This is a genomic window from Nonomuraea sp. B10E15, assembly GCF_039871615.1.
GTDB lineage: Bacteria > Actinomycetota > Actinomycetes > Streptosporangiales > Streptosporangiaceae > Nonomuraea.
This window is the reverse complement of the sequence record NZ_JBDPMB010000009.1, coordinates 1-24,518: the sequence shown is the minus strand read 5'-3', so window position 1 is coordinate 24,518 and position 24,518 is coordinate 1. Positions and strand designations below refer to the sequence as shown.

Here is a 24,518-nt window from a genome sequence, read left to right as displayed (position 1 = left end):
GCGGTGACCGGCTAGGGGAACAGGCGGTCGCCGCAGGCCGGCCACTGGCTCTCCCCGCCGCCCTCCCGCTGGTAGAGGATCTGGGCCCGGTAGGTCTGCTCGTCGGCGGGCCAGTCACTCGGCAGCCCCATGCCGCCCACGGCCTCCCACATGCGCGTGCTGAACTGGTACATCCCGTAGTGAGGGCCGTCGGGGTTGTAGGCGAGCGGGTCGCCGTGGGCGACGCATTCGGCCAGGGCGGGCCAGTCGAGCCGCGTCACGGCGGGTTCGACCGGCTCGACGTGCTGCGGGGTGAGCGTGATGACCGTGCCGTCCTCGGGGAAGCTGCCCAGCGGCGGGCTCACGTGGTAGCCGTGGCGCGGCGCGATGTGCTGCTGCTCGAGCACCCGCCGTACGGTCCTGGCGGTCGTCCGCGAGGTGAGCCGCCGGTTGCCCGCGACGATGTGCACCTCGCGCCTGGTGTGGACGGTGAGCGCCATCCCCGACAGCGGCACCGCGTGGCCGGGCGACGCGGAGAGCGTGCCGCGCGCCGCCTCGATGTCCAGCTCGGTCAGGGCGTCGGCGACGTTCGTCGCGGTGACGAGATGCGTGCTCGTGCGGCCGTCCACGGTCACCGTGAGCGGGCGGGCGCGGCGCACCTCGATGACGGCGCCGTCGGCGACGTGCTCCCGTGCGGCCGGGCGCACGACGTCGCCCGTGCCCATCGAGATCCCGGCGTCGGTGAGCACCTCCTCCACGGTCCCCGCGAAGGCGCGGACGGTTGCCTGTTCGCCGTCCACGATGACGACGACCTCTTTGACCAGCAGCGACACCGCCACGAGCGTGCCGAGCGCCACCGCGCCCGCCAGGCACACGACGGGCGTCCACGGGGAGCGCCACGGGATCGGCGGGCGCGGCGCGCGCCTCTTACCTCGCACGGACCACCTCCGGTTACGGGCGGGAAACGCCCGAACGCTAGCGGTGGTCGTGCCGCCGGATCCGCCGGTTCACCAAACGATGGTCACCACTCGCCGAAGACCGTGACTCCGTTGGCGCTGATCGCCTCGCACAACCGGTCAGGATGGGCGCCCTTGACCTCCGCGAGGCAGCGAAGGGTGAGCGGGATGAGGTAGGGGGCGTTGGGCTTGCCGCGGTGCGGGACGGGCGGCAGGTAGGGGGCATCGGTCTCGACCAGCATGAGCTGCTCGGGCGCGACCTCGGCGGCCTCGCGCAGGTAGCCGGCGTTCTTGTACGTCACCGGGCCAGAGAACGACATGAAATATCCCGCTTCGGCGCATTTTTTCGCCATCTCGGCGTCGCCGGAGAAGCTGTGAAACACCACCTTCTCCGGCGCCCCCTCCTCGGCCAGCACCTTCAGCACGTCGTCGTGCGCCTCGCGGTCATGGATGACCAGCGCCTTGCCGGTGCGCTTGGCGATCTCGATGTGGGCGCGGAAGCTCGCGTGCTGGTCGTCCCTGCTCGACCAGTCGCGGTAGTAGTCGAGCCCCGTCTCCCCCACCGCGCGCACCTCCGGCCGCCGGGCCAGCGCCTCGATCTCGGCCAGCACCTCGGGCGTGGCCTCGTGGGCCTCGTTGGGATGGACGGCCACGCCGGCGTAGACGCCTTCCTGCCCGGCCGCCACCCGCGCGTTCCACCGGGAGGAGGCCAGGTCGTAGCCGATCGTGACCAGCCGGGTCACGCCGACCGCCCTGGCGGCCTCCAGGATGCCGCGCACGCCGGCCGAAGCCGCCTGCGCGGCCTGCGCCACCGGATCGCCCGACGACGCCTGCCTGTCGCCCACCATGATGTCGAGGTGGCAGTGGCTGTCGAACACGGGCGAGGAAAGCGGCTCAGGCGCGGCGGGAAGCTTGCTCACGGCATCCAAGGTAGCCGCCCCCGGCCCCGGCGCCGCCCACGAGGGCCGCGCACACGCCAAGGCGCCGCCCGCAGGGACGGCGCCTTGGCGTGTGCGTCTCCGTCAGACGGTCACTCCCCCAGCCTGGCGAGCTCCTCGTCGACGACCTTCGGGTCCAGCTTCTTGAACAGCGGCACCGGCGCCGCGAGCGGCGTGCCCGGCTTGATGGGCTGGTGCTCCCAGCGGGCCGCCCCGTCGTAGTCGCCGGTGATCACCGGGTAGGGGTCGCCGCCGTCCTCGTCGACCTCGTGGATCTCCGGCATGCCCGCCCACACGCCCTCGCCGCCCAGCATGGCGTGGACCTTGTTGGACGAGCTGGGCAGGAACGGCGTCAGCATCGTCTTCGCGTCGTCGACCACCTGGAGCGCCACGTGCAGGATCGACTTCTGCCGCCCGGGGTCTCCCTTGAGCTTCCACGGCTCCTGCTCGGCCAGGTATTTGTTGGCCTCGCGGACCACGTCGAGCGCCTCGCCGATCGCGTTCTTGAACCTCGACCTGCCGAGCTCCTCGCCCACCGGGCCGAACGCGTTGCGCGAGCGCTCCAGCAGCGCCCGGTCGGCGTCGGTCAGGTCGCCGGCCTCGGGCACGGCCCCGAAGTTCTTCGCCGCCATCGAGATCGACCGGTTGACCAGGTTGCCCCACGCCGCGACCAGCTCGCCGTTGTTGCGGTTGACGAACTCCTGCCAGGTGAAGTCGGTGTCCTGGTTTTCCGGGCCGGCCACCGCGATGTAGTAGCGCAGGGCGTCGGCGTCGTAGCGCTCGAGGAAGTCGCGCACGTAGATGACGACCTGGCGGGAGGAGGAGAACTTGCGGCCCTCCATCGTCAGGAACTCGCTGGAGACCACCTCGGACGGCGCGTCGAGCGCACCCAGCGAGCCGGGCGTGCCGCCGCGGTCGCCCCGCCCGCTGTAGCCGAACAACATCGCCGGCCAGATCTCGGCGTGGAAGACGATGTTGTCCTTGCCCATGAAGTAGTAGCCGCGGGCGTCGGGATTCTGCCACCACTGGCGCCACGCGTCGGGGTCTCCTGAGCGCCTGGCCCACTCGATCGAGGCCGACAGGTAGCCGATGACGGCGTCGAACCACACGTAGAGCCGCTTGTTGGGCTGGTCGCGCCAGCCGTCGAGCGGGATCGGCACCCCCCAGTCGAGGTCACGGCTGATCGCCCGCGGCTGCAGGTCGCCGAGCAGGTTGAGGGCGAACTTCAGCACGTTGGGCCGCCACTCGCCCTGCTTGGACTGCAGGTAGGAGCCGAGCACCTCGGCGAAGGCGGGCAGGTCGAGCATGAAGTGCTCGGTCTCGGTGAACACCGGCGTCTCGCCGTTGATGCGGCTCACCGGGTTGATCAGCTGGATCGGGTCGAGCTGGTTGCCGCAGTTGTCGCACTGGTCGCCGCGCGCGCCGTCGTAGCCGCAGATGGGGCAGGTGCCCTCGATGTAGCGGTCGGGCAGCGTACGGCCCGTCGACGGCGAGATGGCGCCCATCGTGGTCTGGGGGAAAATGTAGCCGTTGGCATAGAGACCCTTGAAGATCTCCTGCGTGACGGCGTAGTGGTTCTTCGTCGTCGTCCTGGTGAACAGGTCGTAGGCGAGCCCGAGCCCGGTCAGGTCTTCGGCGATGACGCGGTTGTAGCGGTCGGCCAGCTCCTTGGCGCTGACGCCCTCCTTGTCGGCCTGCACCTGGATCGGCGTGCCGTGCTCGTCGGTGCCGGAGACCATCAGCACCTTGTTGCCCGCCATCCGCTGGTAGCGGCTGAAGATGTCGGACGGCACGCCGAAACCTGAAACGTGCCCGATGTGGCGAGGGCCGTTAGCGTACGGCCACGCGACGGCGGTCAAGATGTGCTGGGACATGTCCTAAGCCTACGGGGTCCCTGAAGATCATTTGTTACGGTCGCCGACAGCCCGCCACCCGCACGTCTTCGACTTTCTCGTTACGGTCACCGACGGCCCGCCACCCGCACGTCTTCGACTTTCTCGTTACGGTCACCGGCGGCCCGCCACCCGCCGCACTCCGGCTGAGGGCCCTCCAGGAAACGCCCGCTGACCCTTCACCACCGACCCGCCGCAACGCGAGCCACCCTTGCCTGTGTCCCGTGGTCCACGCCTTGACCACGGCCCGGGCGGGCGGGTCGCTCCGTAACGGCGGCCCGCCACTGACCGGTCAGAGGGCGTTTCCCTGGACAGACGGGAACCCTCGTCGGCGGACGGCCGGCCCTGGCAACGCGTAAAAGATACTTATCCACACACCGGTCAGAGGGCGTTTCCCTGGACAGAGGCGAGCCAGGGTCGGCGGGTGGCCGGTCCTGGCAACGCGTGAAAGATGTCTACTGCTTGGACTTCTCGAGGGAGAGCGCCTCGGCGGCCTCCTCGGCTGCCTTGGCGGCCACGTCGATGGAGCTCTCGCGGGTGCGGCGGATGCCCAGGATGCTGATGAACAGCGAGGCGAAGATCGTCTGGAAGCTCATGACGAGCGCCGTCGCCGACGGCACGACGAGCCGCAGCGACTCGCGGGGGTTGAGCTCGCCGAAGCTGCGCACCTGCCAGTGCACCAGCGACATCACCAGCCCGACCAGGCCGGCCAGCGCCAGCAGGCCGCCCACCACGAGCCCCTTCTCCAGGGTAACGATGTCGATGATCCTGCGGATGCGCGGCGACTCCGGCAGGAAGCCCTCCTCGGCCGCGTAGACCTTCGTGAACAGCGCGAACAGCGCGGCCTGGAAGCCGATCACCATCAGCGCGGACGTGCCGACCAGCGTGTCGACGTCGAAGGCCAGCTCGCCGATCTCGACCGGGCCGAACGTCAGCGCGGTGCTCGCGACCAGGCCGATGATCATCATCAGCACGCCGGGGTAGAAGAACAGCCACTTGGGGCTGTAGAGGAGCAGGAAGCGCAGGTGACGCCAGCCGTCGCGCCACGAGCGCAGGTGCGGCGGGCGTGAGCGGCCGTCGGGCGAGAGCGTCGTGGGCACCTCGCGCACGTCGAGGCCGGACAGCGTGGAGCGGACCACCATCTCCGAGGCGAACTCCATGCCGCCGGTCTGCAGTTGCAGCCGCAGGATGGACTCGCGCCTGAAGCCGCGCAGCCCGCAGTGGAAGTCGCCGATCGCCGACGGGAAGAACAGCCTGCCGATGAACGACAACACCGGGTTGCCGAGATAGCGGTGGAGCGGGGGCATGGCCCCCGGGGCGATGCCGCCCTTGAAGCGGTTGCCCATCACCAGGTCGGCGCCGTCGCGCAACTGCTCGACGAACGGCAGCAACGAGGTGAAGTCGTAGGAGTCGTCAGCGTCGCCCATGATCACGAACTTGCCGCGCGCCGCCCGGATCCCGCCCATGAGGGCGTTGCCGTAGCCCTTCTCATCGACGTGGACAACGCGGGCGCCGGCATCACGGGCCAGCTGTTGCGAGCCGTCCGTGCTGCCGTTGTCGGCGATCAGGACTTCGCCCTCGATGCCGTGCTCCTCCATGCACGCCAGTGCTTTGCGCACACAGACTTCCACGGTCTCCGCCTCGTTGAGGCAGGGCATGACCACCGTCAGTTCCACGTGTCTACCCTTCAGTTAAGGCTGTTCCAGTCAACCATCATGCCCTGTGCCCGAGTGTGGTCGGGTCAAGACCCACAAACGACTGGCATTCTTTACAGCATGGTGAGCGTCGCGGAGATTACCCCTGTGGACCACTCCGCTCCCGGCCCGGCAGCCCGTGCGCTGTCCATGGTGCGCCGGCATCGGGTGTTCGCCGCGGCCTTCGGCGTCGGCGCCGTGCTGCGGCTCATCACCATGCTCGGCTACGGCCCGGCCATGTGGTTCAACGACTCCTACGAGTACGTCTCGGTGGCCCTGCACCCGAGGCCCCACCCGATCAGGCCCGACGGTTACAGCTTCTGGCTGATGCTGCTCAAGCCGTTCCACAGTTTCACCCTGGTGGTCTTGACGCAGCACCTGATGGGCCTGGCCACGGCCTGCCTGATCTACGCGCTGCTGCGCATCAAGTTCAGGCTGCCGAAGTGGGGGGCGACGCTGGCCGCCGCGCCGGTGTTGTTCGACGCCTACCAGATCCAGCTGGAGCAGCTGGTGATGTCCGACACCATGTTCATGCTGCTCGTGGTCGGCGTCATCACGATGGTGTTGTGGAAGCGGCGGCTGACGTGGCAGGCGGGCACCGTGATCGGCCTGCTGCTGTCGCTGACGTGGCTGACCCGCTCGATCGGCCTGCCCATCCTGGCCCTGGTGGTGCTCTATCTCCTGGTCAAGCGCACCGGCTGGCGGCCCGTCACGGCCGTCATCACGGCCTGCGCGATCCCGGTGCTGGCCTACATGGGCTGGTTCGCCTCCGCGTACGGCAAATTCGCCATGACCAACAGCGACGGCCTCATCCTGTACATGCGCACGGCCATCTTCGCCGACTGCAACAAGATGGACATCGACAAGTACACCGAGGTGCAGCTGCTGCTGCTCTGCATCAACGACCCGGTCAGCCAGCGCAAAGACTATGCCCAGTGGTATCTGTGGGGGCAGGGCAACGGCGACGGCACGGGCACGGGCGAGGTGCTGCACCGCTGGGGCACCAACAAGAAGTTCAGCGAGATCACCAACGAGGCGGCCAGCAAGTTCGCCACGCGGGCGATCCTGTCGCAGCCCGGCGACTATCTGCAGGTGGTCGTGCGCGACTTCTTCCGTTCGTTCCACTGGGCCCGGCCGCGCTTCCCCGACGAGTCCACGTACAACATGTACCAGTTCAAGCCCTACTACGAGATCGACGCGAACGGCCAGCCCAAGCGGCTGCCGAAGTGGTCGTCGTACGCGGGCGGCCGCACCGACACCGACGCGTTCAGCTACGAGCAGGGCCCGCCCGAGACGAGGATCGTGCATCCGTGGGCCGACATCATGAGCGGCTACCAGAAGGTGTTCTACCTGCGCGGCATCGTGCTCGGCGGGATCCTGCTGATCGGCCTGTACGGCGTCGCGGTCCGGTGGCGCAAGTTCGGCGGCCCGGTCGTGCTTCCGTGGCTCGGCGCGTTCGGGCTGCTGCTGGCCCCGGCCGCGACGGCGGAGTTCGACTACCGCTACGTGCTTCCGGCCGTGCCGCTGGCCTGCATCGCGGCGGCGATCACGCTGCGCAAGGGCGTCACTTCGGTGCGACGGTCACCCAGGAGCGCAGGAACATCCGGGCCCACCATTCTGCGTGTGCGATGGTCTCGGCGGTCAGCACGGGGTAAAGCCACCAGAGGTTGACCAGGGCGATGAGCGTGAACGCGCCCACGACCGCGGCCCCGAACGCCCTGCGCGCGGGCGTGGCCGCGGCCTTGCCCAGGATCAGCCCTGCCACCAGCACGAGCGCCAGCACCATGAACGGCACGACGGGGATCATGTAGAACAGGTACATGGTGCGGTTGTCGGCGATGGCGTAGTAGAACCACGGCAGCCAGCCGACCGCGTAGGCCAGCAGCACGGCGCCGGCCCGCCAGTCGCGGGTGTTGAAATACCACACGACGAGGGCGATCAGTGCGAGCGCGGCCCCGTACCAGAGGGCGGGGGTGCCGGCCCCGATCACGGCCTGCGAGCACTTGTCGGCCCCGCACGCCGACGGCGGCAGGTCACCGGCGTAGTGGAAGGTGACGGGCCGCAGCAGCACGGGCCACTGCCAGGGCTCCGACATGTACTGGTGGTAGGTGTCCAGCCCGCTGTGGAAGCCGAGCACCTGCAGCTGGTACTGCAGCCACGACCGCACCGAGTCGACCACGAAGAACGCGGGCCCCGACGAGGTGGCCTGCGCCCAGTTGCGTCCCCAGCCGTCCGCGCTGACGAACCACCCGGCCCACGACGCCGTGAACGTCGCCGCGGACGCGAGCGCCATCGCCCCGAACCCGCCCGGCAGGTCGTACGCCAGCGCCCCCCTGACCGGCTCGCGCGCCCCCAGCGCCCGCCTGGCCCCCATGTCCCACATGAGGCTCATGACGGCGAACGCGAGCAGGAAGAAGATGCCCGACCACTTGACCGCGCACGCGGCGCCGAGGCAGACACCCGCGGCGATCCGCCAGGGCCTGAGCCCGAGCCGCGGCCCCATGCCGGCGACGGGCGAGCTCTCGTACCAGGCGACCAGCCGTTCCCGCGCCTGGTCGCGGTCGGCCACCAGGCAGGCGAATCCGGCCAGCACCCAGAACATGAGGAAGATGTCCAGCAGCCCGGTGCGCGACAACACCAGGTGCAGCCCGTCGAGCGCCAGCAGCAGCCCGCCCAGGCAGCCGAGCAGCGTCGAGCGGGTCATCCGCCGCGCCACCCTGGCCATGATCAGGATCGACAGGGTGCCGATCAGCGCGGCGGCGAAGCGCCAGCCGAACGGGTTCATCCCGAACAACCACTCGCCCGCGCCGATCATCCACTTGCCGAGCGGCGGATGGGCCACGAACGACGCGCAGTCGGAGGGCTGCGCGCACTGCTTGAAGATGTCCAGGTTGCCGGCGATGAGCCGGCGGTCGGCGATGGGGTTGTCGGCGTCGCCGAGCATGGTCCGCTCGACGCCGTGGAGCAGCAGCGAGTAGGCGTCCTTGACGTAGTACGTCTCGTCGAAGGCGACGGACTTGGGATCGCCGAGCCTGACGAACCTGAGGATGCCGCCGAAGATCGCCACCACGATCGGCCCGACCCACCCCAGCAGGACGCCGTCCTGCATGGGCGGGATCAGTCGACGCGGTGAAGCCCCCCATTTACTCACGAAGCGCACCTTATGGTGTCGCTGATCTCCTGTGCACCAGATCGTAAAGCTCGCGCTTGGGAATGCCCGCCCCCTTGGCCACCTCGGCGACGGCCAGCTTGCGCTGCGCGCCCTCGGCGACCATCCGGTCGACCTGCGCGACGAGCGCGTCCATGTCCTGCTCCTCCGCCCGCGCGACGTGACCGGCGACCACGACCGTGATCTCGCCCTTGACGCCGCCCTCGGCCCACGCGGCCAGCTCGCCGAGGCCGCCCCGGCGCACCTCCTCGTACGTCTTGGTCAGCTCGCGGCAGACCGCCGCCTCGCGGCCGGGCCCGAACGCCTCCGCCATGGCCGTGAGGGAGCTCGCCAGCCGGTGCGGCGCCTCGAAGAAGACCATCGTGCGTTCCTCGCCCGCCAGCGCGGCCAGGCGGCGGGCGCGCTCGCCCGGCTTGCGCGGCGGGAAACCCTCGAAGCAGAACCGGTCGCTCGGCAGCCCCGACACGGCCAGGGCGGTGGTGACGGCGCTCGGGCCCGGCAGCGCGGTGACCGTGACGCCCGCCTCGACCGCGAGGGTCGTCAGGCGGTAGCCCGGGTCCGACACGCCCGGCATCCCCGCGTCGGTGATCACGACGACCGTGCGGCCCTCCCGCAGCACCTCGACGAGTTCCTGGGCCCGGCCCGCTTCGTTCTGGTCGTAGTAGGACACGATCCGGCCGGTGATCTCCGCCCCCAGCTCCGCGGCGAGCCTGCGCAGCCGGCGGGTGTCCTCGGCGGCGACCACGTCGGCGTCTTCGAGCGCCTCGCGCAGGCGGGGCGAGACGTCGCCCGCCTGGCCTATGGGGGCTCCTGCCAGCACCAGCCTGCCGCGCTCTCCAGTCACCCGACCATTGTGGCAGGCTATCCCTATTAGACGGTGTTTCTGCATGGCTTTCCGCTGGGGGCCCGTACGATGGCCGAATGGCGGTGACCGACTCCTCGTACCAGGCCTTTGACGACTCGGAGGCCGGCGACGGCCAGCACGAGGCCGCCCGGTCCGTACGCGATCGGGTGATTCCTCCCATGCGCGGAAGCGTGCTGTGGGGGTGGCTCGGCCCGCTGCTGGTCACCGTGTTCGGCGGGGTCCTCCGTTTCCTCGATCTCGGCCATCCCAAGGCCGTGGTGTTCGACGAGACGTACTACATGAAGGACGGCTACTCGCTGATCACCTGGGGGGTCGAGCGGGTCACGGTCAAGGACGCCGACAAGGCCATCATCGCCGGCGACACCGGCGGCATCTGGCAGTCGTGCACGGCCGAGACCATGGACAAGTGCGCCTCCTATGTCGTGCACCCGCCCCTGGGCAAGTGGATGATCGGCGCCGGCGAGTGGTTGTTCGGGCTCAACCCGTTCGGCTGGCGCTTCGCCGCCGCGCTGATCGGCACCCTGTCGATCCTCGTCCTGGCCAGGGTGGCGCGGCGGATGACCCGCTCGACGCTGCTCGGCTGCTTCGCCGGTCTGCTGCTGGCCCTCGACGGCCTGCACTTCGTGCTCTCCCGCACGGCGCTGCTCGACATCTTCCTCATGTTCTGGGTGCTGGCCGCGTTCGCCTGCCTGGTGGCCGACCGCGACCAGGCACGGGAACGGCTGGTCGCCTGGTACGAGAGCTCGCCGCTGTCGCCGCAGGGGCCGTGGCTGGGCATCAGGTGGTGGCGGATCGCCGCCGGCGTGTGCCTCGCCTTCGCGATGTCGGTCAAGTGGTCAGGGCTGGCGTTCGCGGTGGCGTTCGCGATCATGTCGCTGATGTGGGACTTCGGGGCGCGCAGGGCCGTGGGGCTGCGCAGCCCGTACATGGGGGCGTTCAACAGGGACGTGCCGCAGGGGGCGCTGGCGTTCTTGGCGGTGCCGTTCGTGGCGTACATGGCCACCTGGACGGGCTGGTTCGTCAACGCCACCGGCTACGGCCGCAACTGGGACCAGGCCACCTCGTCCGGGCCGCTCTACTTCGTCTTCGACTCGATGCGGTCGTGGGTCCAGTACCAATGGCAGGTCTTCACCTTCCACAGCGGGCTGGAGACCTCGCACCCCTACATGTCCGAGCCGTGGCAGTGGCCGCTGCTGCTGCGTCCCGTGGCCTTCTACTACGAGGCCAGGCAGAACGCCTGCGGCGTCAAGGACTGCTCGGAGGCGGTGCTGGGCGTGGGCACCCCGGTGATCTGGTTCGGCGCGGCGGCGGCGCTGGTGGCCCTCATCGCGTGGTACGTCTCCTCGCGCGACTGGCGGGCCGGCGCCGTGCTGCTGGCCTACGGCATGGGCTGGCTGCCGTGGTTCTACTTCGCCATCGCCGGCAACCGCACCATGTTCCTGTTCTACGCCATCCCGATGGTGCCGTTCATGGTGCTGGCCATCACGCTGTGCGCGGGGCTGATGATCGGGCGCGCGGGCAAGAGGGTGCCGGGATACCCCTACTATCGCCGGCCGGCCGCTGCCGCCGTCGTCGGCGCCTTCGCCCTGCTCGCTCTGATCAACTTCTGGTGGCTGCATCCCGTCCTGTCGGGTGAGCTGATCCCGTACGTCGAGTGGAAGGCCCGCATGCTGTTCGAGAAGCAGTGGATATGATCACGTTTTCGTCGGCTCAATAGTGGTTTATTAGGGCAGTCGCAGTGCAAGACCCGATACGCACCACCTTCGGACATCGTCAGGTCCGGGGTCGATACGGCAAACTTCGAGGCATGAGTGCACCGGATGTCACCGCCCTTCTCGCCGAGTTGGAGCGCTCTCAGCCGGACCTTGCCGAAGAGGCCAGGACCGCCGTCGAATGGTTGACGGGTGGGGAGCCGTTGGAGACGGTAACCCAGCTCGACGTCTGCGAGTTTCTCTGGTATACCCTGCCGATCAAGGTAGGGCCGCTCAAGCCCGGAGGCGACCACGAGCGCCTCGCACGTTCGCTCGGCCAACTGCTGCGGCTCGGCGGGCTGGAGCGGTACGCCGACCTGTGCACGTCCCCCACGACGATCAAGATCCTGCGCACGTACACCCGCGATGGCGAGGACGCCGGCGCGAGCGCCTACCAGCAGGCGCTCGAGGCCACGGGCGTGCTCCCGCCCGACGTGCCGGAACTCCAGTGGAGCATGATCATGGGCCCGGAGGAGCTGGGCGCCCACCTGGCCTGCTCCGCCGCGCTCGAGCTGGCCATCGTCGCCCGCGCGAGCGTCGACCGCACCGCGCTGACCCGCCGCTGGCTCACCGAGCCACGGGCCGAGCTGGGCGGCGACAGCTGGCTCAACCGGGTGCACGGCGAGCGGCTCAACCGCTGGGTGCTGGGCCGCGGCCCGGCCAGGCGCGAGCTGGCCCAGCCGTTCGAGGTGCGCCTGCACGCGCCCGTGACCCCGCAACCCCTGCCCGCCCTGCACCGGCTGCTCTCCCTGGCCGCCGCCTCGGAAGGCAGCCTGCCGCTGCGGCTGGCCCCGTCTCCGGAGGCGCTCAGGCTGCGCGAGCTCGCCGAACGCGAGCTGGGCGCGATCAGCCGCGACGGCGCCAAGCTGATCATCACCGAGCGCGGCAAGCGCCTGCTCAAGTCCCCGAAGGCGATGTGGAGGGCGGTCACCAAGCTGCTGCTGGCCAGGGGCGAGCACGAGTTCGAGGTGTCGGCCCGCGAGGCCGCGCTCATGCTGCTGGCCGACGGCACCCTGATGTCGCCCGCCGAGCTGCGCGAGCGGGTGGCGGAGGTGGTCGGCGGTGAGGGCTGGCATCCCGCGACGAGCCTGGAGGACGTCGCCGCGCCCGTGACCGACCTGGTCGCCCAGCTCACGGCGCTGGAGCTGGCCTACAGCGACGAGCTGGCGGTGCGGATGCGCCGCCCGGGCCAGCTGGCCGCGCTGGCGGCGCTGCGCGCACACGCGCTGCGGCCGAGGAAATACGTCAGCTCGGGATGAGCTCCGGCCTCCGCCCATGACCCCGGAGAGCTGTTCGAACACGTGCGGTAGTTACGATGGCGGGGCAGCACCAGAAGGGGGGCCGTCATGGAGCTGTTCCCTGCCATGCCGCTCGCGGAGTGGACGGAGGCCAAGGAGACCTTTCACAGGTTCGCGCAGATCGTGGGCAAGATCCGGCTGGCGTCGAGCAACCGGCGCAACCACTGGTGGCAGGTGCCCTTCCACCCGACCGGGCGAGGGCTCACCACGCGACCCATGGGCGGCCTGGGCGAGCAGCCGCTGTTCTGCATCGACTTCGACCTCGTCCGCCACCGCCTGCTGATCGACGTGCTCGACGGGCGCAGCGCGGAGTTCGGCCTGATCGGGCGGTCCGTGGCGTCGTTCCACGACCGGCTGTTCGAGACCCTGGCCGGGCTGGGCATCCGGCCCGAGATCTGGGCGGTGCCGTTCGACATGGGGGACGACACGCCGTTCCCCGAGGACAGCCTGCACGCCCGCTACGACCCCGTGCTGATCAACCGCTACTGGCGGATCCTGTCGCAGGTGGTGCAGCTCCTCGACCGGTTCGCCGCCGGATTCGCCGGCAAGACGAGCCCGGTGCACCACTTCTGGCACACGTTCGACGTCGCCGTCACCCGGTTCACCGGGCGCGTGGTCCGGGTCTCGCCCGACACCGACCCGGTGACCCGCGAGGCCTACAGCTGGGAGGTCATCAGCTCGGGCTTCTGGTTCGGCGACAAAGAACGTCCATGGCCGGCGTTCTACTCCTACACCGCGCCCGAGCCCGAAGGGCTGGAGCGCGAGCCGCTGCGGCCCGCGCAGGCCGAATGGCTGCCGGCCAGGGGCAGCCACCTGGCCGTGCTCCGCTACGACGACGTGCGGGGCATGGAAGACCCGGTGGCGGCGGTGCTGGAGTTCCTCGACAGCGCCTACCTGGCGGGCGCCAGGCTGACCCGGCTCGACACCGAGGCCCTGGCCTCCCCGGGCGGCGTGACCGACCCCTACTACGGGAGGGCCTGAAAAGCGCGAAGCGCCCGCCCTCCGGAGAGGGCGGGCGCTCCACGAGTGCGCACCGGTGTGCAGGTCGCCTCTCGGCGAAAGGCACAACGCGGCTCCAGCCGAACGGTAGTCCGCGAAGGCAATAGGTGAGGCCCGGGGACACTGATCACACCGGCCACGCGTCATATAACCCCGCCAGGCGGCCGGACATTCCCCGTCAGGCGATTTTTCCCGGCGGCTCATGCGCGGGGGGCGCCGTCGGGCGCGAGCCGGGCGGCCCTGGCGTGCAGGTAGCGCTCCTGGGGCCCGCTCATCGCGCGACCGGCCGCCTCCTCGTACGCCTCGCGGGCGGCCGCGTGGTCGCCGGACATCTCCAGCAGGTGCGCGCGGACCGCGTACGGCCGGTGGTCACCGGCCAGCCGGTCGTCGTGCTGGAGGCGTTCGAGCAGGTCGAGGCCCGACTGAGGGCCGCGGGCCATGGCCACGGCGACGGCGTGGTTGAGCGCCACCATGGGGTTGCCGGACATCTCCAGCAGCCGCTCGTACAGTGCCACGATCTGCGGCCAGTCGGTCTCCTCCGCGGTGCGCGCCTCGTCGTGCAGCGCCGCGATCGCCGCCTGGAGCTGGTAGGGGCCGGGCGTGCGGCGGGAGAGCGCGGCGGTGACGAGAGCGATGCCCTCCTCGATGGCGGCGGCGTCCCACAGGCCGCGGTCCTGCTCGGCCATCGGGATGAGCGCGCCGTCAGGGCCCGTACGCGCCGGTCGCCGCGCGTCGGTGAGCAGCATGAGCGCGAGCAGCCCGGCCGCCTCGGTGTCGTCGGGCAGCAGCCGGTGGACCACGCGGGCGAGCCTGATCGCCTCCGCCGCCAGCTCCGCGCGCTGCAGGTGCGGCCCCGAGGAGCTGGAATAGCCCTCGTTGAAGATCAGGTAGAGCACGTGCAGCACCGCGCCGAGGCGTACGGACCGCTCGCCCTCACCGGGCAGCCGGAACGGCACCCCGCTCCGCTTGACCTGGTTCTTCGCCCTGGTGATGCGGCGCGTCATGGTGTGCTCCGACACCATGAAGGCGCGGGCGATCTCCCGCGTGGTGAGGCCGCCCACCGCGCGGAGCGTGAGCGCGATCTGCGAGGCGGGCGCGAGCGACGGGTGGCAGCACATGAACAGCAGGACCAGCGTGTCGTCCGCCGCCGGGGCGGGCTGGTCGGCGGCGGGCGACAGCCACTCCTCCGGCAGCGTCCACGAGGCGAGGGTGTCCTCGCGGCGCCGGCGCGCCTGCTCGCTGCGGAGCAGGTCGGTCAGCCGCCGCGACGCCACGGTGATCAGCCAGGCCCGCGGGTCGTCCGGCATGCCCTCGTCCGGCCACTGCAGGGCGGCCGCGAGCAGCGCCTCCTGCACGGCGTCCTCGGCGGTCGCGAAGTGCCCGTACCGCCGGACGAGCGCGCCGAGGACCTGCGGCGCCAGCTCGCGCAGCAGGTCCTCGGTCACCGGCTCGTCCGTCACTCAGAACCCCATGTCGGCCGCGGCGTCGACGATGGGCCTGACGTCGGCGTAGGCGTCGTCGTAGGCGCCGCCGGGGTAGGGGCACCGCCCCAGTCTGGCGGCGATCTCGGTGGCGCGGTCGAAGCTCTCGCAGTCGACGATCCAGTAGCCGGCGAGAACCTCCTGGGTCTCCGCGTACGGCCCGTCGGTGACGACCGGCCGGCCGTCCTTCGACTCCAGCCTCCTGGTGTGTACGGGCGCCGCCAGGCCCCGGGTCTCGACGAGCTCCCCCGACTCCTCCAGTTCCCTGTTGAACTCGGTCATGAACGCGACCATCGCCTCCACGGCCTCCGGCTTCCACGCGGCCTCGCCGCCGGAGTCCTTGCCCGACAGCACGTCGTAGTCACGCTGCGAGCCGTACGAAAGGATCATGTACTTCATCGTGGTGATTCCTTCCTCCGTTGCCTCTCGCCAGGGACGTCGGAGCCGAGGCCGCGTGCCGGACACGTTCCCGGAAAAGATTCACACGAGCACGCCGCCGCCGTCCACGCCCGTGACCGCCCCGATGACGTACGGGCCCGCGCGTAGGGCACCATCGAAGGCGTGCCATACGCGAACGCCACCGGCGTCAAGCTGTCCTACCAGATCCGCGGCGCAGGGCCGCCCCTCGTGCTGCTGCAGGGCCAGGCCAACGACCACCGCTGGTGGGACCCGGTGCGGGCCGACTTCGGGTCGTCGTACACCACGATCACCTTCGACTACCGCGGCACCGGCCACAGCGACAAGCCCGACGAGCCGTACACGACCCGCGGGTTCGCCTCCGACGTGCTGGCCGTGCTCGACGAGCTGGACGTGGAACGGGCGCACATCTACGGCACGTCGATGGGCGGGCGGGTGGCCCAGTGGCTGGCGGCCGACCATCCGGATCGGGTCGGGGCGCTGGTGCTCGGGTGCAGCTCGCCGGGCGGCGCCCACGGGTTCGAGCGGGACGACGACGTCCGCAGGTCGCTGGCCCAGCCGGACCGGGCCGCGGCCGAGCGGGCGCTGCTGGAGCTCATGTACACCCCCGCCTGGCTGGCCACGCACCCCGGCCCGCATCGCACCGTCGGCGACCCGAGCATGCCGGCGTACGCGCGGCGCCGCCACCTGGCCGCCAGCGCCGGGCACGACAGCTGGGATGCGCTTCCCTCCATCACCGCCCCCACGCTGATCGTGCACGGCACCGACGACGTGTTCAACCCGGCGGCCAACGCGCCGCTGCTGGCCGAACGCATCCCGGACGCGCGGCTGCGGATGGTGGAGGGGGCGCGGCACGCGTACTTCGAGGAGTTCCGCGAGGTCGCGAGCCCGCTGGTGCTGGAGTTCCTGGCCGGCTCGGCCCGCGCGGCCTGATTGAGGAGTAGAGCCGGCCCGCCACGTACGCGGCTTCGCCGCCGCCGTTCACTGACGTACGGCCGGGGATCAACCGGCGGAGGTGGGCAGATGCCAGCTCGGGCCGTCAGGGGTTCCCAGCCATACCTGTTGGGCGCTGGGCGTGATGGTGATCCCGAACGCGGACTGGTGGGGGCGTCCTGCGCCGTCCCAGGTGTGGATCGCCCTCTCGATGACATCCCACAATCGTTGTGGACCGTTCTGGCGGACCACCCACCCCTCGCCGTTCGCCGAGATCCACGCCCATGACCGTGAGACGTGGTCGGTGAGCAGATGCTCGGCGGGCCCGTCATCGGCGAGGACCAGCGAGTGCTGGGTGTCGGGGGCGGCGAGCTGAGCCACCCAGGTGGAGGTCCAGTCTGCCCAGATGTCGTTGGGGTCGAGGCTTGCCGGGCGGAGTGACCCGCCCCTGCCCGGCAGGCCGGCGTCCGGCAGCGGGGCGCGGTGAGGGCGAGCCATCATGAACGACACGTGGCCGGGCAGGAATTCGCCATGCGCGCTGCCGGGACCGTCAACTGTCATCTTGGCCAGGCCGAATCCGTGCTGCCAGCCCGACAAGGTGGCCAGGATGATCGCGCCCGTACGGCTCTGCCGCAGCCATGCCCTGGGGATGTGGCGCACGGCACACGTTGCGATGATCCGGTCGTAGGGTGCGCTGCCCGGATGGCCGTGGAGTCCGTCCCCAGTGATCAGCTCTGGTTCGTGACCGAGCCCGCGCAGTGCCGCGGCGGCGCGTTCGGCCACGGCGGGGTCTATTTCGATGGAGGTGACCAGTTCGGGGCCGAGTCGCTGGCACATGAGCGCCGTGGAATAGCCGGTGCCTGTGCCGATCTCCAGCACCTTGTCCCCTTCGTGCAGGTCAAGGTATTCCAACATGCGAACGACCAGGCCGGGCAGCGTCGAAGAAGAGGTCGGCTCGCCGATCTCATTGCGCTGCGTGACGATGGTCCGGTCCTCGTAGACCAGACGCAGCCACGCTTCGTCACCGAACTGGGCACGACAGACCGGCTCCCACCGTCCGTCGATGTTGCGGAACACGTCGTCCGGCAGAAATGCCTCGCGGGGCACTGTCTCGACCGCGCGACGCCACAGTGGGCTGCGGAGGTCGCGACCTTCCCTCAGCTGGTCGGCCAAGCCACGGCGTAGCCGCATCCCCAGGTCCTCGCCGTGGTGTGCGTTCACTTCCCCTCCAGGAGCAGGTCAGCGATCGCAGGTGCGATCGGTAGCCGGGTGGCGTCTTGCAGCCATGCCCATTGACCGTTCGGATTGGCTTCGAGGAACACCCACCGCCCATCGTCGGTCACGGCGAAGTCGAACGCGGCGAAGCGCAGGTCCAGGTGCTTGAGATAGGCCATGCACGCCTCGGTGATGGTAGGAGGAGGGTCGACGACCACATAACGATGTTTCTCGTAGTCCTGCCGCCAGTCCAGCATCCCGGATTCGATGCGGACGCAGAACAAGCGATTTCCTACGGCTGTGATTCGGATGTCGGCGGCTTTGTGGACACGGGCCTGGAACAGATGGGCAGCGTGGTTCACCCGTTGGTCGAGCTGGTCGGAGTTCACTGGCGTCGCCCAGATGGTTGCCGGCTGCCCGTCCGCGCCGTCGAGGGGTGTCATACGCAGCGGCTTGTAGATGATCGGCCCATGCTCATCGGCGAAGGCGCGTGCGTCAGCCATGCGGTTCGTGATCAGCGTCGCCGGGATCGTGAATCCTGCGGTACGAGCGGTGGCGAGTTGCAGCGGCTTGTGTTCGGCTGCCGCGATCCGCCATGGATGGTTGATGTACGGACACCTTAGCGACGCCAGAACACCCCCGAGCCCGAATCGTGCCTGCGCCGCGGTGAACCGGGCGTGCTGTGGTGCGGCGGGTCCGTGGAGGTACGGGGTGGGCCGCCGGTAGTACACGGCTTGGACCTGGGCCAATTCCACGTGCCGGGACGTGGTGGCGATAGTGGCGCGTTGCTCGCCGTCGCCGTACCAGGCGGAAAGATCCAGGCAGGCGGGGAAGTCGCGGCCCGGATCGAGACGTGTGGACAGGTTTGACCCAACGCCGATCTACCAGCAGGTGGCGGCGATCATCAGGGAGCGGATCAAGAACGGAGAGCTGGGCCCTCGCGACCGGCTTCCGTCCGAATCAGAGATGGTCCGAGACCATGGGGTGGCGCGTGACACGGCCCGTCAGGCCGTTGCCCTGTTGCGCGAGGAAGGCTGGGTGATGACCCTGCCGCAACGGGGCAGTTTCGTCGCCGACCGGGAGAGCTGGCCGGCGCAGGGCTGAGCGGCGCGGTCCGCGCGGTCTAGCCGGCGGCCCGGGTGAGGCGGGCGGCCAGTTTCCGCAGGTGCGCGGCCAGCTCGGCCGGTTCGTGCACCTCGAACTCGCAGCCCAGCGAGAGCAGCCGGAAGGCGAGCCAGTCCAGGGTGTCGGCGTGCATGCGCAGCCGGCAGGTCCGCTCGTCCTCGCCGACGACCTCGCCGAGCGCCCTGACGACCTCCGTGCCGGGGCCGTGCAGCGTGACGACGGCCTCGTACGCGGGGGCGGTGGAGTAGAGCTGGTCCGCGACGTAGGCGGCGGCGTCGGCCGGCGGCTCGCGCGGTGCGATCCTGGCGCCCGTCCGCAGCAGATCAGCGATGCGGTCGATGCGGAAGATCCGCCAGTCGTCGCGGTCGCGGTCGTGCCCGAGCAGGTACCATCGCCGCCCGGCCGCGACCAGCCGGTGCGGGTCGACCAGCCGCCCGCCCGTCGTGCCGTCGTTGGTCCGGTACACGAAGCGCACGCGTTCCTTTCCCGTCACGGCCATCGACAGGGCGGCGAGCAGTTCGGGATCGACCTCGGGCGCGCCGGGCACGGGCATCGGCACGGTGGCGGCGCCGAGCGCGCCGACGCGATGGCGCAGGCGGGCCGGCAGCACCTGTTCGAGCTTGGCCAGGGCGCGTACCGAAGCCTCCTCGATGCCCTGCACCGGATGCCGGGCGGCGGTGGACAGGCCGACGGTGATGGCCACCGCCTCCTCGTCGTCCAGCAGCAGGGGCGGCATCGCGGTGCCGGCGACCAGCCGGTATCCGCCGTCGGCGCCCATGCTGGCCGCTACCGGGTAGCCGAGGGCGCGCAGGCGTTCGACGTCGCGCCGGACCGTGCGGCGGCTGACCCCGAGTCGTTCGGCCAGTTCGCCCCCCGGCCACTCGCGCGGGGTCTGGAGCAGGGACAGCAGGGTCAGGAGGCGGGAGTCGCTCATAAATCTCAGCATGCCCGACATATAGGACAAGTCCTGACCTACTGGGCGTCTAGCGTGGTCCGCACCCACTCGCACCAGGAGGAATCATGACCGTCAGCGCGATACCCGAGGGCTACACCAGCGTCACGCCGTGGATCATCGGCCACGACACGGCCGGCCTGATCGACTGGCTGAAGGCCGCTTTCGACGCCGTCGAGCTGGGCCGCATGACCGGCGCCGACGGGCGCATCGGGCACGCGGAGGTCCGCGTCGGCGACGCGGTGGTGATGATGTTCGACGCCCAGCCCGACTGGCCGCCCACCCCCGCCTTCCTGCGCCTGTACGTCCCCGACGCCGACGCCGTCCACCGCCGGGCCGTCGAGGCGGGTGGGACGTCGGTCACCGAGGTCACCCATCTGTTCTTCGGCGACCGGGTGGGGCGTGTGCGTGACCCGTTCGGCAACCTCTACTGGATCCAGACCCACATCGAGGACGTCTCGGAGGAGGAGATGGAGCGCCGCCTGGGTGACCCGGAGTTCACGAAAGCGATGGAGTACGTCCAGAGCGCGGACTTCTTCCCTGGCAGAGACCGGTGATCGCCGGCACCGGGAAGGGCATGAGGCGAGGAAAGCGTTGGACGGGCCGCCCGCAGGGTTGCTAGGTTGCCGCGTATGTCCAGCCCTGAGGCGTCAAGACGCTAGCCACCGGTCGTCCGGTGGCTGATTCGCGCTGTCGCCTCGCCCGGCCTCGCTGAGGCCGGGATCCTCGCTGTCCCGCGACCGCTCGCCACTCGGATCACCGCTGCGGGCTGTTTCCCACCTGAGCCGTGCGCCGCTCTCGCGCGCCGCCGTCAGGTTCTTCTTCCATCGGCGGGCCGACGTCCGGCCTGCCCGATCGTGGTCGCGGAGTTCTTCTCATGCCATTCGCCGTTTACCTGCTCGCGCTGGCGGTCTTCGCCCAGGGCACGTCCGAGTTCATGCTGTCCGGGCTGGTGCCGGGCATCGCGCGAGACCTGCACATATCCGTCCCCGCCGCGGGGCTGCTGACGTCGGCCTTCGCCGTGGGAATGGTGGCCGGCGCGCCGCTGATGGCGGTGCTGAGCCTGCGCTGGCCCCGGCGGCGCGCGCTGCTGGCCTTCCTGCTCACGTTCCTGCTGGCCCACGTGGCCGGCGCGGTCACTCCCGGCTACGAGGTCCTGCTGGTCAGCCGGGTCGTGGCGGCGCTGGCCAACGCCGGTTTCCTGGCCGTGGCCATGGCGACCGCGATCGGCCTGGCCCCGCCGGACGCCAAGGGCCGCGCCACCTCCGTCCTGCTCGGCGGCATCACGCTCGCGTGCGTCGCGGGCGTGCCCGCAGGCGCCCTGCTGGGCGAGGTGTGGGGGTGGCGCTCGGCGTTCTGGGCGGTGGCCGCCGCCCTGCTCCCGGCCATCGTCGCGGTCGTACGATCGGTCCCCGCCGCCCCCGCTGACCTCCACGGGCCCACTGCTCGGGGCGAGTCGCGGGCGCTGCGCAGCCCGCGCCTGCTGGTGCTGCTGCTCCTGGGCGCGCTGGTGAACGGCGCCACCTTCTGCACGTTCACCTACCTCGCCCCGCTGCTCACCGAGGCCACCGGGATCGGGCCGGGCTGGATGCCGGCGATGCTGGCCCTGTTCGGGCTGGGGTCGTTCGCCGGGGTGACGATCAGCGGGCGGCTCGCCGACGTGCGTCCGATCGGGCTGCTGGTGGGCGGCGGGGTGGCGCTGGCCGCCGGATGGGCGGCGTTCGCGATGACGGCCGGGGAGCCGGCGCCGGCGATCGTGCTCGTCTTCGTGCAGGGAACGTTGTCGTTCGCCGTCGGCTCCACGCTGATCTCCCAGGCGCTCTACGCGGCGTCGGAGGCGCCCACCCTGGGCGGCGGCTTCGCGACGGCGGCGCTCAACGTCGGCGCCACAGCCGGGCCCTGGCTCGGCGGGCTCGCCATCGGGGCCGGGCTCGGCTTCCGCTCTCCGCTGTGGGTGAGCGCCGCGCTGGTGGTCGCCGCGCTGGTCGTGGCGGGAGCCGCGGGCACGGTCGGGCGGGCTCCGCGCGGCGTGGCGGCCCGTCCCTGATCCGCGACCGGAGCGCGCGCACCGGCCGCAGGCGAAAAACCGGTGGTGTGCGCACGTCCGCCGCGGTTAGCGTAACAGCAGGTCAGCACGGGGGCCGGGGCACGGCGATGCGGACGCCGGTGCTTGGCCGCGCCCTTTCCCCTGCGGGCCGTACGAACCCGCGGCTCACCCGACCGACGGCGAGGCGATGGTCACCAGGGGCACCGTCCTGATCCCCCAGATGATCCCGAGCCGCGGGTTCGCTCTCACGTGCCGGCGAAACGGTCGAGAGCCGCGAAGATCGCGTCTCTGAACGTCGTGCTGCCGGTGTGCCCGGAGTCCTCCACCACGACCAGTTCGGCGCCGGGCCAGGCCTGGGCGAGCTGGTAGGCCGTCTCCAGCGGGCCGCCCATGTCGAGGCGGCCGTGGATCAGCACGCCGGGGATGCCGGCCAGCTTGTGGGCGTCGCGCAGCAGCGCTCCCTCCTCCAGCCACGCGCCGTTGGAGAAGTAGTGGGAGCAGATGCGCGTCATGGCCATCACCGCGTCGGCGGGCCGGTCGCTGTAGGCGTTCGGCTTGCCGTTGACCTCCATGGAGATCACCGCGTCCTCCCAGGTGATCCAGTCGGTGGCGGCCTTCTCCCGCACCTTGGGATCGGGGTCGGACAGCAGCCGCGCGTACGCCGCCAGCAGCGCGAACGTGTCGCCGCCACGGTCGGCCTCGGGCACTCCTTCCCTGAACCGCTCCAGCGCATCGGGGAAGAACCGCCCGACGCCCCGGTAGAGCCAGTCGATCTCGTAGCGGCGGGTGGTCGTGACGGCGGGGATGACGATCTCCGACACCCGCTCGGGGTGGGTCTCGGCGTAGGCGAGGATCAGCGTCGACCCCCACGACCCTCCGTACAGCAACCACCTGTCGATCCCGAGGTGCTCGCGCAGCAGTTCCATGTCGGCGATCAGGTGGTGGGTGGTGTTGGCGCTCAGGTCGGTCGCCGGGTCGGCGGCATGGGGGCGGCTGCGCCCGCAGTTGCGCTGGTCGAACAGGACGATCCGGTAACGCTCGGGGTCGAAGGTGCGGCGCACGTTGGTCGAGCAGCCCGAGCCCGGCCCGCCGTGCACGACGAGAGCGGGTTTGCCCTCCGGGTTGCCGCAGACCTCCCAGTAGACGAGGTTGCCGTCACCGACGTCGAGCATGCCGTGTTCGTACGGCTCGATGGGGGAATTCAAGGCGGTCCCTCTCAAATGTAACAGTGCTTGGATAAATGTAACAGCACTTAGATATCTGAGGACCGGCCGTCGGAATGCTCGGCGAGCAGGACGTCGAGCCGGCGGAGCCGGTCGTCGAGGGCGGGGTCCGGGCTGCCCGTCCAGGGGCCCGCCAGATCCGGGCGGTGGCGGGCGACGTGCACGTCGAAAGCGGCCAGCTGGTCGCGGGCGTTCTGCTGGTACGTGACCTGCTCCCCCACGGCCTGGCGGGCCTCCCAGCACAGGTCGATCCGCTCACGCAACCACGGCGGCGCCAGCCGTTCACGCTCGGCCGCGTCGCCGGCACGCGCGCCGGCCAGGAGGGCGATGCGCTCGGCCAGGGCCTCCTCCCCACGAGCGGCCGCCATCCGCTCGAACCTGGTCCATTCCCTGCCCATGGAGCCCAGCCGCTCGCCCCACCGCTCCAGCACGGCCAGGCGAAGGGCCCGCGCCGCCTCCCGCAGCTCGTACGTGGCCGCGTCCAGGCGCTGCGCCGCGCGTTCCCGATGGGCCCGATCGCGGGCCTCGGCCGCGCTCCGCGACCACCAGCCGATCCTGGCCTCGACCACGGCGGGATGGAAGCGCATCTCCGTCAGCCAGGCCACGAAGCGGCCCGTGAGCAGGTCGCCGAGGTCGGCGGGACGTCCACGGAAGGCCTTGTCCATCCCGTGGAACCAGCGCCGGTCACGCGTCAGCCGTTCCACCGCCCACGCCGCGTCCGCCGACACCGCCTCCCCCGCCTCCGCGACGGTGAACGCCAGCCAGCCGAGGTCGAGCGTCTGAGCCCGGCCGCTGGCGGCCCACCAGTCCACGAGCTCGGCCTGCTCGCGTTCGACGTGCGCCGCGGTCCGCTCGGGGTCGCCGTCGTAGAGGGGGAGCACGTCGATGTCGGACATCGGCCAGGGTTCGCCGCGTCCGACGCTGCCGCCGACGATCAGGCCGTGCACGCCGGGGATCGCGGACAACCTCCGCACCGCCTCGTCCACGCGGTCGCGGTGCAGCTCTCTCCAGCGCGGCGAGACGCTCATGCGGCGCCGCCCCACCGCGCGTCCACCTCGATCTCGATCTTCATGCGCGGGTCGGCGAGACCGCACACGAGCATGGTGGCGGCCGGCCGCACGTCGCCGAAACACCGGCGCAGGACCGGCCAGCAGGGCTCGAAGTCCGCACGGTCGGGCAGGAGGTAGCGCACTCGTACGACGTCGGCGAAGGTGCAGCCGGCCTCGGCCAGGGCGTCCCCGATGGTGCGCAGGCACTGGGCGGCCTGCTCCACCACGTCGTCCGAGATGGTCATCGTCGCGTAGTCGAAGCCGGTCGTTCCCGACACGTGCACCCGGTCGCCGTCCACCACGGCGCGGGCGTACCCGATCTGCTCCTCGAAGGTGGAGCCGCTGAGAATCGCGCGTCGCTCTGTCATGGACGGAACCGTACGGGAGCCGGCGCGCGGGCCGAGGGTCGGGATGCTCCTATTGATGTCAAGCACTGGGTTCATGATCAGTTCTGGTGATGACCCGATAGAGCTCGCGGGCGATGTAGCGCTTGAGGCAGCGGATGATCTCTTTCTTGGACAGGCCGTCTTGGGTG

General features: G+C 70.6%; 22 protein-coding genes. 8 read left to right on the top strand and 14 right to left on the bottom strand.

All coding sequences use genetic code 11. From position 1 onward, the window contains the following. Nucleotides 1-11 precede the first annotated feature (11 nt). The 4 genes from ABGB14_RS24700 to ABGB14_RS24685 all read right to left on the bottom strand — a co-directional run bounded on the left by ABGB14_RS24700 (nucleotide 12) and on the right by ABGB14_RS24685 (nucleotide 5,441). Nucleotides 12-917: a ubiquitin-like domain-containing protein gene (locus ABGB14_RS24700; RefSeq protein ID WP_347646202.1), complete on the bottom strand. Its 906-nt coding sequence runs from the start codon at nucleotides 915-917 to the stop codon at nucleotides 12-14. An 83-nt stretch (nucleotides 918-1,000) separates the two neighbouring features. Then, a complete protein-coding gene (locus ABGB14_RS24695; RefSeq protein WP_347646201.1) occupies nucleotides 1,001-1,855 on the bottom strand; it encodes a TatD family hydrolase in 855 nt (284 codons plus the stop codon). Between the two features lie 110 nt (nucleotides 1,856-1,965). Next, entirely contained in the window at nucleotides 1,966-3,747 is a 1,782-nt protein-coding gene (gene metG, locus ABGB14_RS24690; RefSeq protein WP_347646200.1) for a methionine--tRNA ligase, read from the bottom strand. A gap of 473 nt (nucleotides 3,748-4,220) precedes the next feature. Further along, a complete protein-coding gene (locus tag ABGB14_RS24685; protein WP_347646199.1) occupies nucleotides 4,221-5,441 on the bottom strand; it encodes a glycosyltransferase family 2 protein in 1,221 nt (406 codons plus the stop codon). Nucleotides 5,442-5,540: 99 nt separating this feature from the next. On the opposite strand from ABGB14_RS24685, the gene ABGB14_RS24680 reads away from it, so the two are divergent. Next, nucleotides 5,541-7,130: a hypothetical protein gene (locus ABGB14_RS24680; RefSeq protein WP_347646198.1), complete on the top strand. Its 1,590-nt coding sequence runs from the start codon at nucleotides 5,541-5,543 to the stop codon at nucleotides 7,128-7,130. Here the strand turns inward: ABGB14_RS24680 and ABGB14_RS24675 are convergent. Both ABGB14_RS24675 and rsmI read right to left on the bottom strand, forming a co-directional pair. After that, entirely contained in the window at nucleotides 7,024-8,568 is a 1,545-nt protein-coding gene (locus ABGB14_RS24675; RefSeq protein ID WP_347646197.1) for a phospholipid carrier-dependent glycosyltransferase, read from the bottom strand. The genes ABGB14_RS24680 and ABGB14_RS24675 overlap by 107 nt on opposite strands. A 52-nt stretch (nucleotides 8,569-8,620) precedes the next feature. Continuing rightward, nucleotides 8,621-9,472, bottom strand: a complete 852-nt coding sequence (gene rsmI, locus ABGB14_RS24670) for a 16S rRNA (cytidine(1402)-2'-O)-methyltransferase (protein ID WP_347646196.1) — start codon at nucleotides 9,470-9,472, stop codon at nucleotides 8,621-8,623. A 77-nt stretch (nucleotides 9,473-9,549) separates the two neighbouring features. Between rsmI and ABGB14_RS24665 the strand changes: the two genes are divergently transcribed. From ABGB14_RS24665 to ABGB14_RS24655, 3 genes are all read left to right on the top strand, one after another. Continuing rightward, nucleotides 9,550-11,187 (top strand): phospholipid carrier-dependent glycosyltransferase, encoded by a 1,638-nt coding sequence (locus ABGB14_RS24665; RefSeq protein WP_347646195.1) that lies wholly within the window; start codon nucleotides 9,550-9,552, stop codon nucleotides 11,185-11,187. A 113-nt stretch (nucleotides 11,188-11,300) separates the two neighbouring features. Then, a complete protein-coding gene (locus ABGB14_RS24660) occupies nucleotides 11,301-12,503 on the top strand; it encodes a hypothetical protein (protein ID WP_347646194.1) in 1,203 nt (400 codons plus the stop codon). 87 nt (nucleotides 12,504-12,590) lie between these two features. Next, on the top strand, nucleotides 12,591-13,523 hold the full coding sequence (locus tag ABGB14_RS24655; RefSeq protein ID WP_347646193.1) for a DUF5996 family protein: 933 nt from the start codon (nucleotides 12,591-12,593) through the stop codon (nucleotides 13,521-13,523). A 218-nt stretch (nucleotides 13,524-13,741) separates the two neighbouring features. On the opposite strand, the gene ABGB14_RS24650 is transcribed toward ABGB14_RS24655, so the two are convergent. After that, nucleotides 13,742-15,001 (bottom strand): sigma-70 family RNA polymerase sigma factor, encoded by a 1,260-nt coding sequence (locus ABGB14_RS24650; RefSeq protein ID WP_347646192.1) that lies wholly within the window; start codon nucleotides 14,999-15,001, stop codon nucleotides 13,742-13,744. Beyond that, entirely contained in the window at nucleotides 15,002-15,421 is a 420-nt protein-coding gene (locus ABGB14_RS24645) for a YciI family protein (RefSeq protein WP_347646191.1), read from the bottom strand. 162 nt (nucleotides 15,422-15,583) lie between these two features. Between ABGB14_RS24645 and ABGB14_RS24640 the strand changes: the two genes are divergently transcribed. Then, on the top strand, nucleotides 15,584-16,372 hold the full coding sequence (locus tag ABGB14_RS24640) for an alpha/beta fold hydrolase (RefSeq protein ID WP_347646190.1): 789 nt from the start codon (nucleotides 15,584-15,586) through the stop codon (nucleotides 16,370-16,372). A 69-nt stretch (nucleotides 16,373-16,441) separates the two neighbouring features. On the opposite strand, the gene tgmC is transcribed toward ABGB14_RS24640, so the two are convergent. Then, nucleotides 16,442-17,545: an ATP-grasp peptide maturase system methyltransferase gene (gene tgmC / locus ABGB14_RS24635; protein WP_347646189.1), complete on the bottom strand. Its 1,104-nt coding sequence runs from the start codon at nucleotides 17,543-17,545 to the stop codon at nucleotides 16,442-16,444. 44 nt (nucleotides 17,546-17,589) lie between these two features. Further along, nucleotides 17,590-18,450 carry an MvdC/MvdD family ATP grasp protein gene (locus ABGB14_RS24630; protein WP_347646454.1) on the bottom strand — a complete coding sequence of 287 codons (861 nt, stop codon included), beginning with the start codon at nucleotides 18,448-18,450 and terminating at the stop codon, nucleotides 17,590-17,592. Here ABGB14_RS24630 and ABGB14_RS24625 point away from each other — a divergent pair. Next, a complete protein-coding gene (locus ABGB14_RS24625) occupies nucleotides 18,443-18,691 on the top strand; it encodes a winged helix-turn-helix domain-containing protein (protein ID WP_347646188.1) in 249 nt (82 codons plus the stop codon). The two genes, ABGB14_RS24630 and ABGB14_RS24625, sit on opposite strands and share 8 nt — an antisense overlap. A 19-nt stretch (nucleotides 18,692-18,710) precedes the next feature. Here the strand turns inward: ABGB14_RS24625 and ABGB14_RS24620 are convergent, their stop codons facing one another. Continuing rightward, nucleotides 18,711-19,646, bottom strand: coding sequence for a YafY family protein (locus ABGB14_RS24620; RefSeq protein WP_347646187.1), 936 nt, complete (start codon nucleotides 19,644-19,646; stop codon nucleotides 18,711-18,713). Between the two features lie 86 nt (nucleotides 19,647-19,732). Between ABGB14_RS24620 and ABGB14_RS24615 the strand changes: the two genes are divergently transcribed. Further along, entirely contained in the window at nucleotides 19,733-20,221 is a 489-nt protein-coding gene (locus ABGB14_RS24615) for a VOC family protein (protein ID WP_347646186.1), read from the top strand. A 320-nt stretch (nucleotides 20,222-20,541) separates the two neighbouring features. Further along, nucleotides 20,542-21,711, top strand: coding sequence for a Cmx/CmrA family chloramphenicol efflux MFS transporter (locus ABGB14_RS24610; RefSeq protein WP_347646185.1), 1,170 nt, complete (start codon nucleotides 20,542-20,544; stop codon nucleotides 21,709-21,711). 245 nt (nucleotides 21,712-21,956) lie between these two features. Here the strand turns inward: ABGB14_RS24610 and pip are convergent, their stop codons facing one another. From pip to ABGB14_RS24595, 3 genes are read right to left on the bottom strand one after another with little or no spacing between them, the layout of a single operon-like run. Further along, a complete protein-coding gene (pip, locus tag ABGB14_RS24605) occupies nucleotides 21,957-22,916 on the bottom strand; it encodes a prolyl aminopeptidase (RefSeq protein ID WP_347646184.1) in 960 nt (319 codons plus the stop codon). 47 nt (nucleotides 22,917-22,963) lie between these two features. Next, the gene (locus tag ABGB14_RS24600) at nucleotides 22,964-23,962 is read right to left on the bottom strand and encodes a nucleotidyltransferase domain-containing protein (protein WP_347646183.1); all 999 of its coding nucleotides are present in this window, start codon (nucleotides 23,960-23,962) and stop codon (nucleotides 22,964-22,966) included. Beyond that, nucleotides 23,959-24,351 carry a RidA family protein gene (locus tag ABGB14_RS24595; RefSeq protein ID WP_347646182.1) on the bottom strand — a complete coding sequence of 131 codons (393 nt, stop codon included), beginning with the start codon at nucleotides 24,349-24,351 and terminating at the stop codon, nucleotides 23,959-23,961. The genes ABGB14_RS24600 and ABGB14_RS24595 overlap by 4 nt, the downstream gene beginning before the upstream one ends. Between the last annotated feature and the right edge of the window lie 167 nt (nucleotides 24,352-24,518).

Bases quoted from the DNA above. Each gene is read 5' to 3' on its own strand.
- metG (WP_347646200.1), bottom strand. From the start codon at position 3,747: ATGTCCCAGCACATCTTGACCGCCGTCGCGTGGCCGTACGCTAACGGC.
- ABGB14_RS24680 (WP_347646198.1), top strand. From the start codon at position 5,541: ATGGTGAGCGTCGCGGAGATTACCCCTGTGGACCACTCCGCTCCCGGC.
- ABGB14_RS24675 (WP_347646197.1), bottom strand. From the start codon at position 8,568: ATGCAGGACGGCGTCCTGCTGGGGTGGGTCGGGCCGATCGTGGTGGCG.
- ABGB14_RS24665 (WP_347646195.1), top strand. From the start codon at position 9,550: ATGGCGGTGACCGACTCCTCGTACCAGGCCTTTGACGACTCGGAGGCC.
- ABGB14_RS24660 (WP_347646194.1), top strand. From the start codon at position 11,301: ATGAGTGCACCGGATGTCACCGCCCTTCTCGCCGAGTTGGAGCGCTCT.
- ABGB14_RS24655 (WP_347646193.1), top strand. From the start codon at position 12,591: ATGGAGCTGTTCCCTGCCATGCCGCTCGCGGAGTGGACGGAGGCCAAG.
- ABGB14_RS24645 (WP_347646191.1), bottom strand. From the start codon at position 15,421: ATGAAGTACATGATCCTTTCGTACGGCTCGCAGCGTGACTACGACGTG.
- ABGB14_RS24620 (WP_347646187.1), bottom strand. From the start codon at position 19,646: ATGAGCGACTCCCGCCTCCTGACCCTGCTGTCCCTGCTCCAGACCCCG.
- ABGB14_RS24615 (WP_347646186.1), top strand. From the start codon at position 19,733: ATGACCGTCAGCGCGATACCCGAGGGCTACACCAGCGTCACGCCGTGG.
- ABGB14_RS24610 (WP_347646185.1), top strand. From the start codon at position 20,542: ATGCCATTCGCCGTTTACCTGCTCGCGCTGGCGGTCTTCGCCCAGGGC.
- ABGB14_RS24600 (WP_347646183.1), bottom strand. From the start codon at position 23,962: ATGAGCGTCTCGCCGCGCTGGAGAGAGCTGCACCGCGACCGCGTGGAC.
- ABGB14_RS24595 (WP_347646182.1), bottom strand. From the start codon at position 24,351: ATGACAGAGCGACGCGCGATTCTCAGCGGCTCCACCTTCGAGGAGCAG.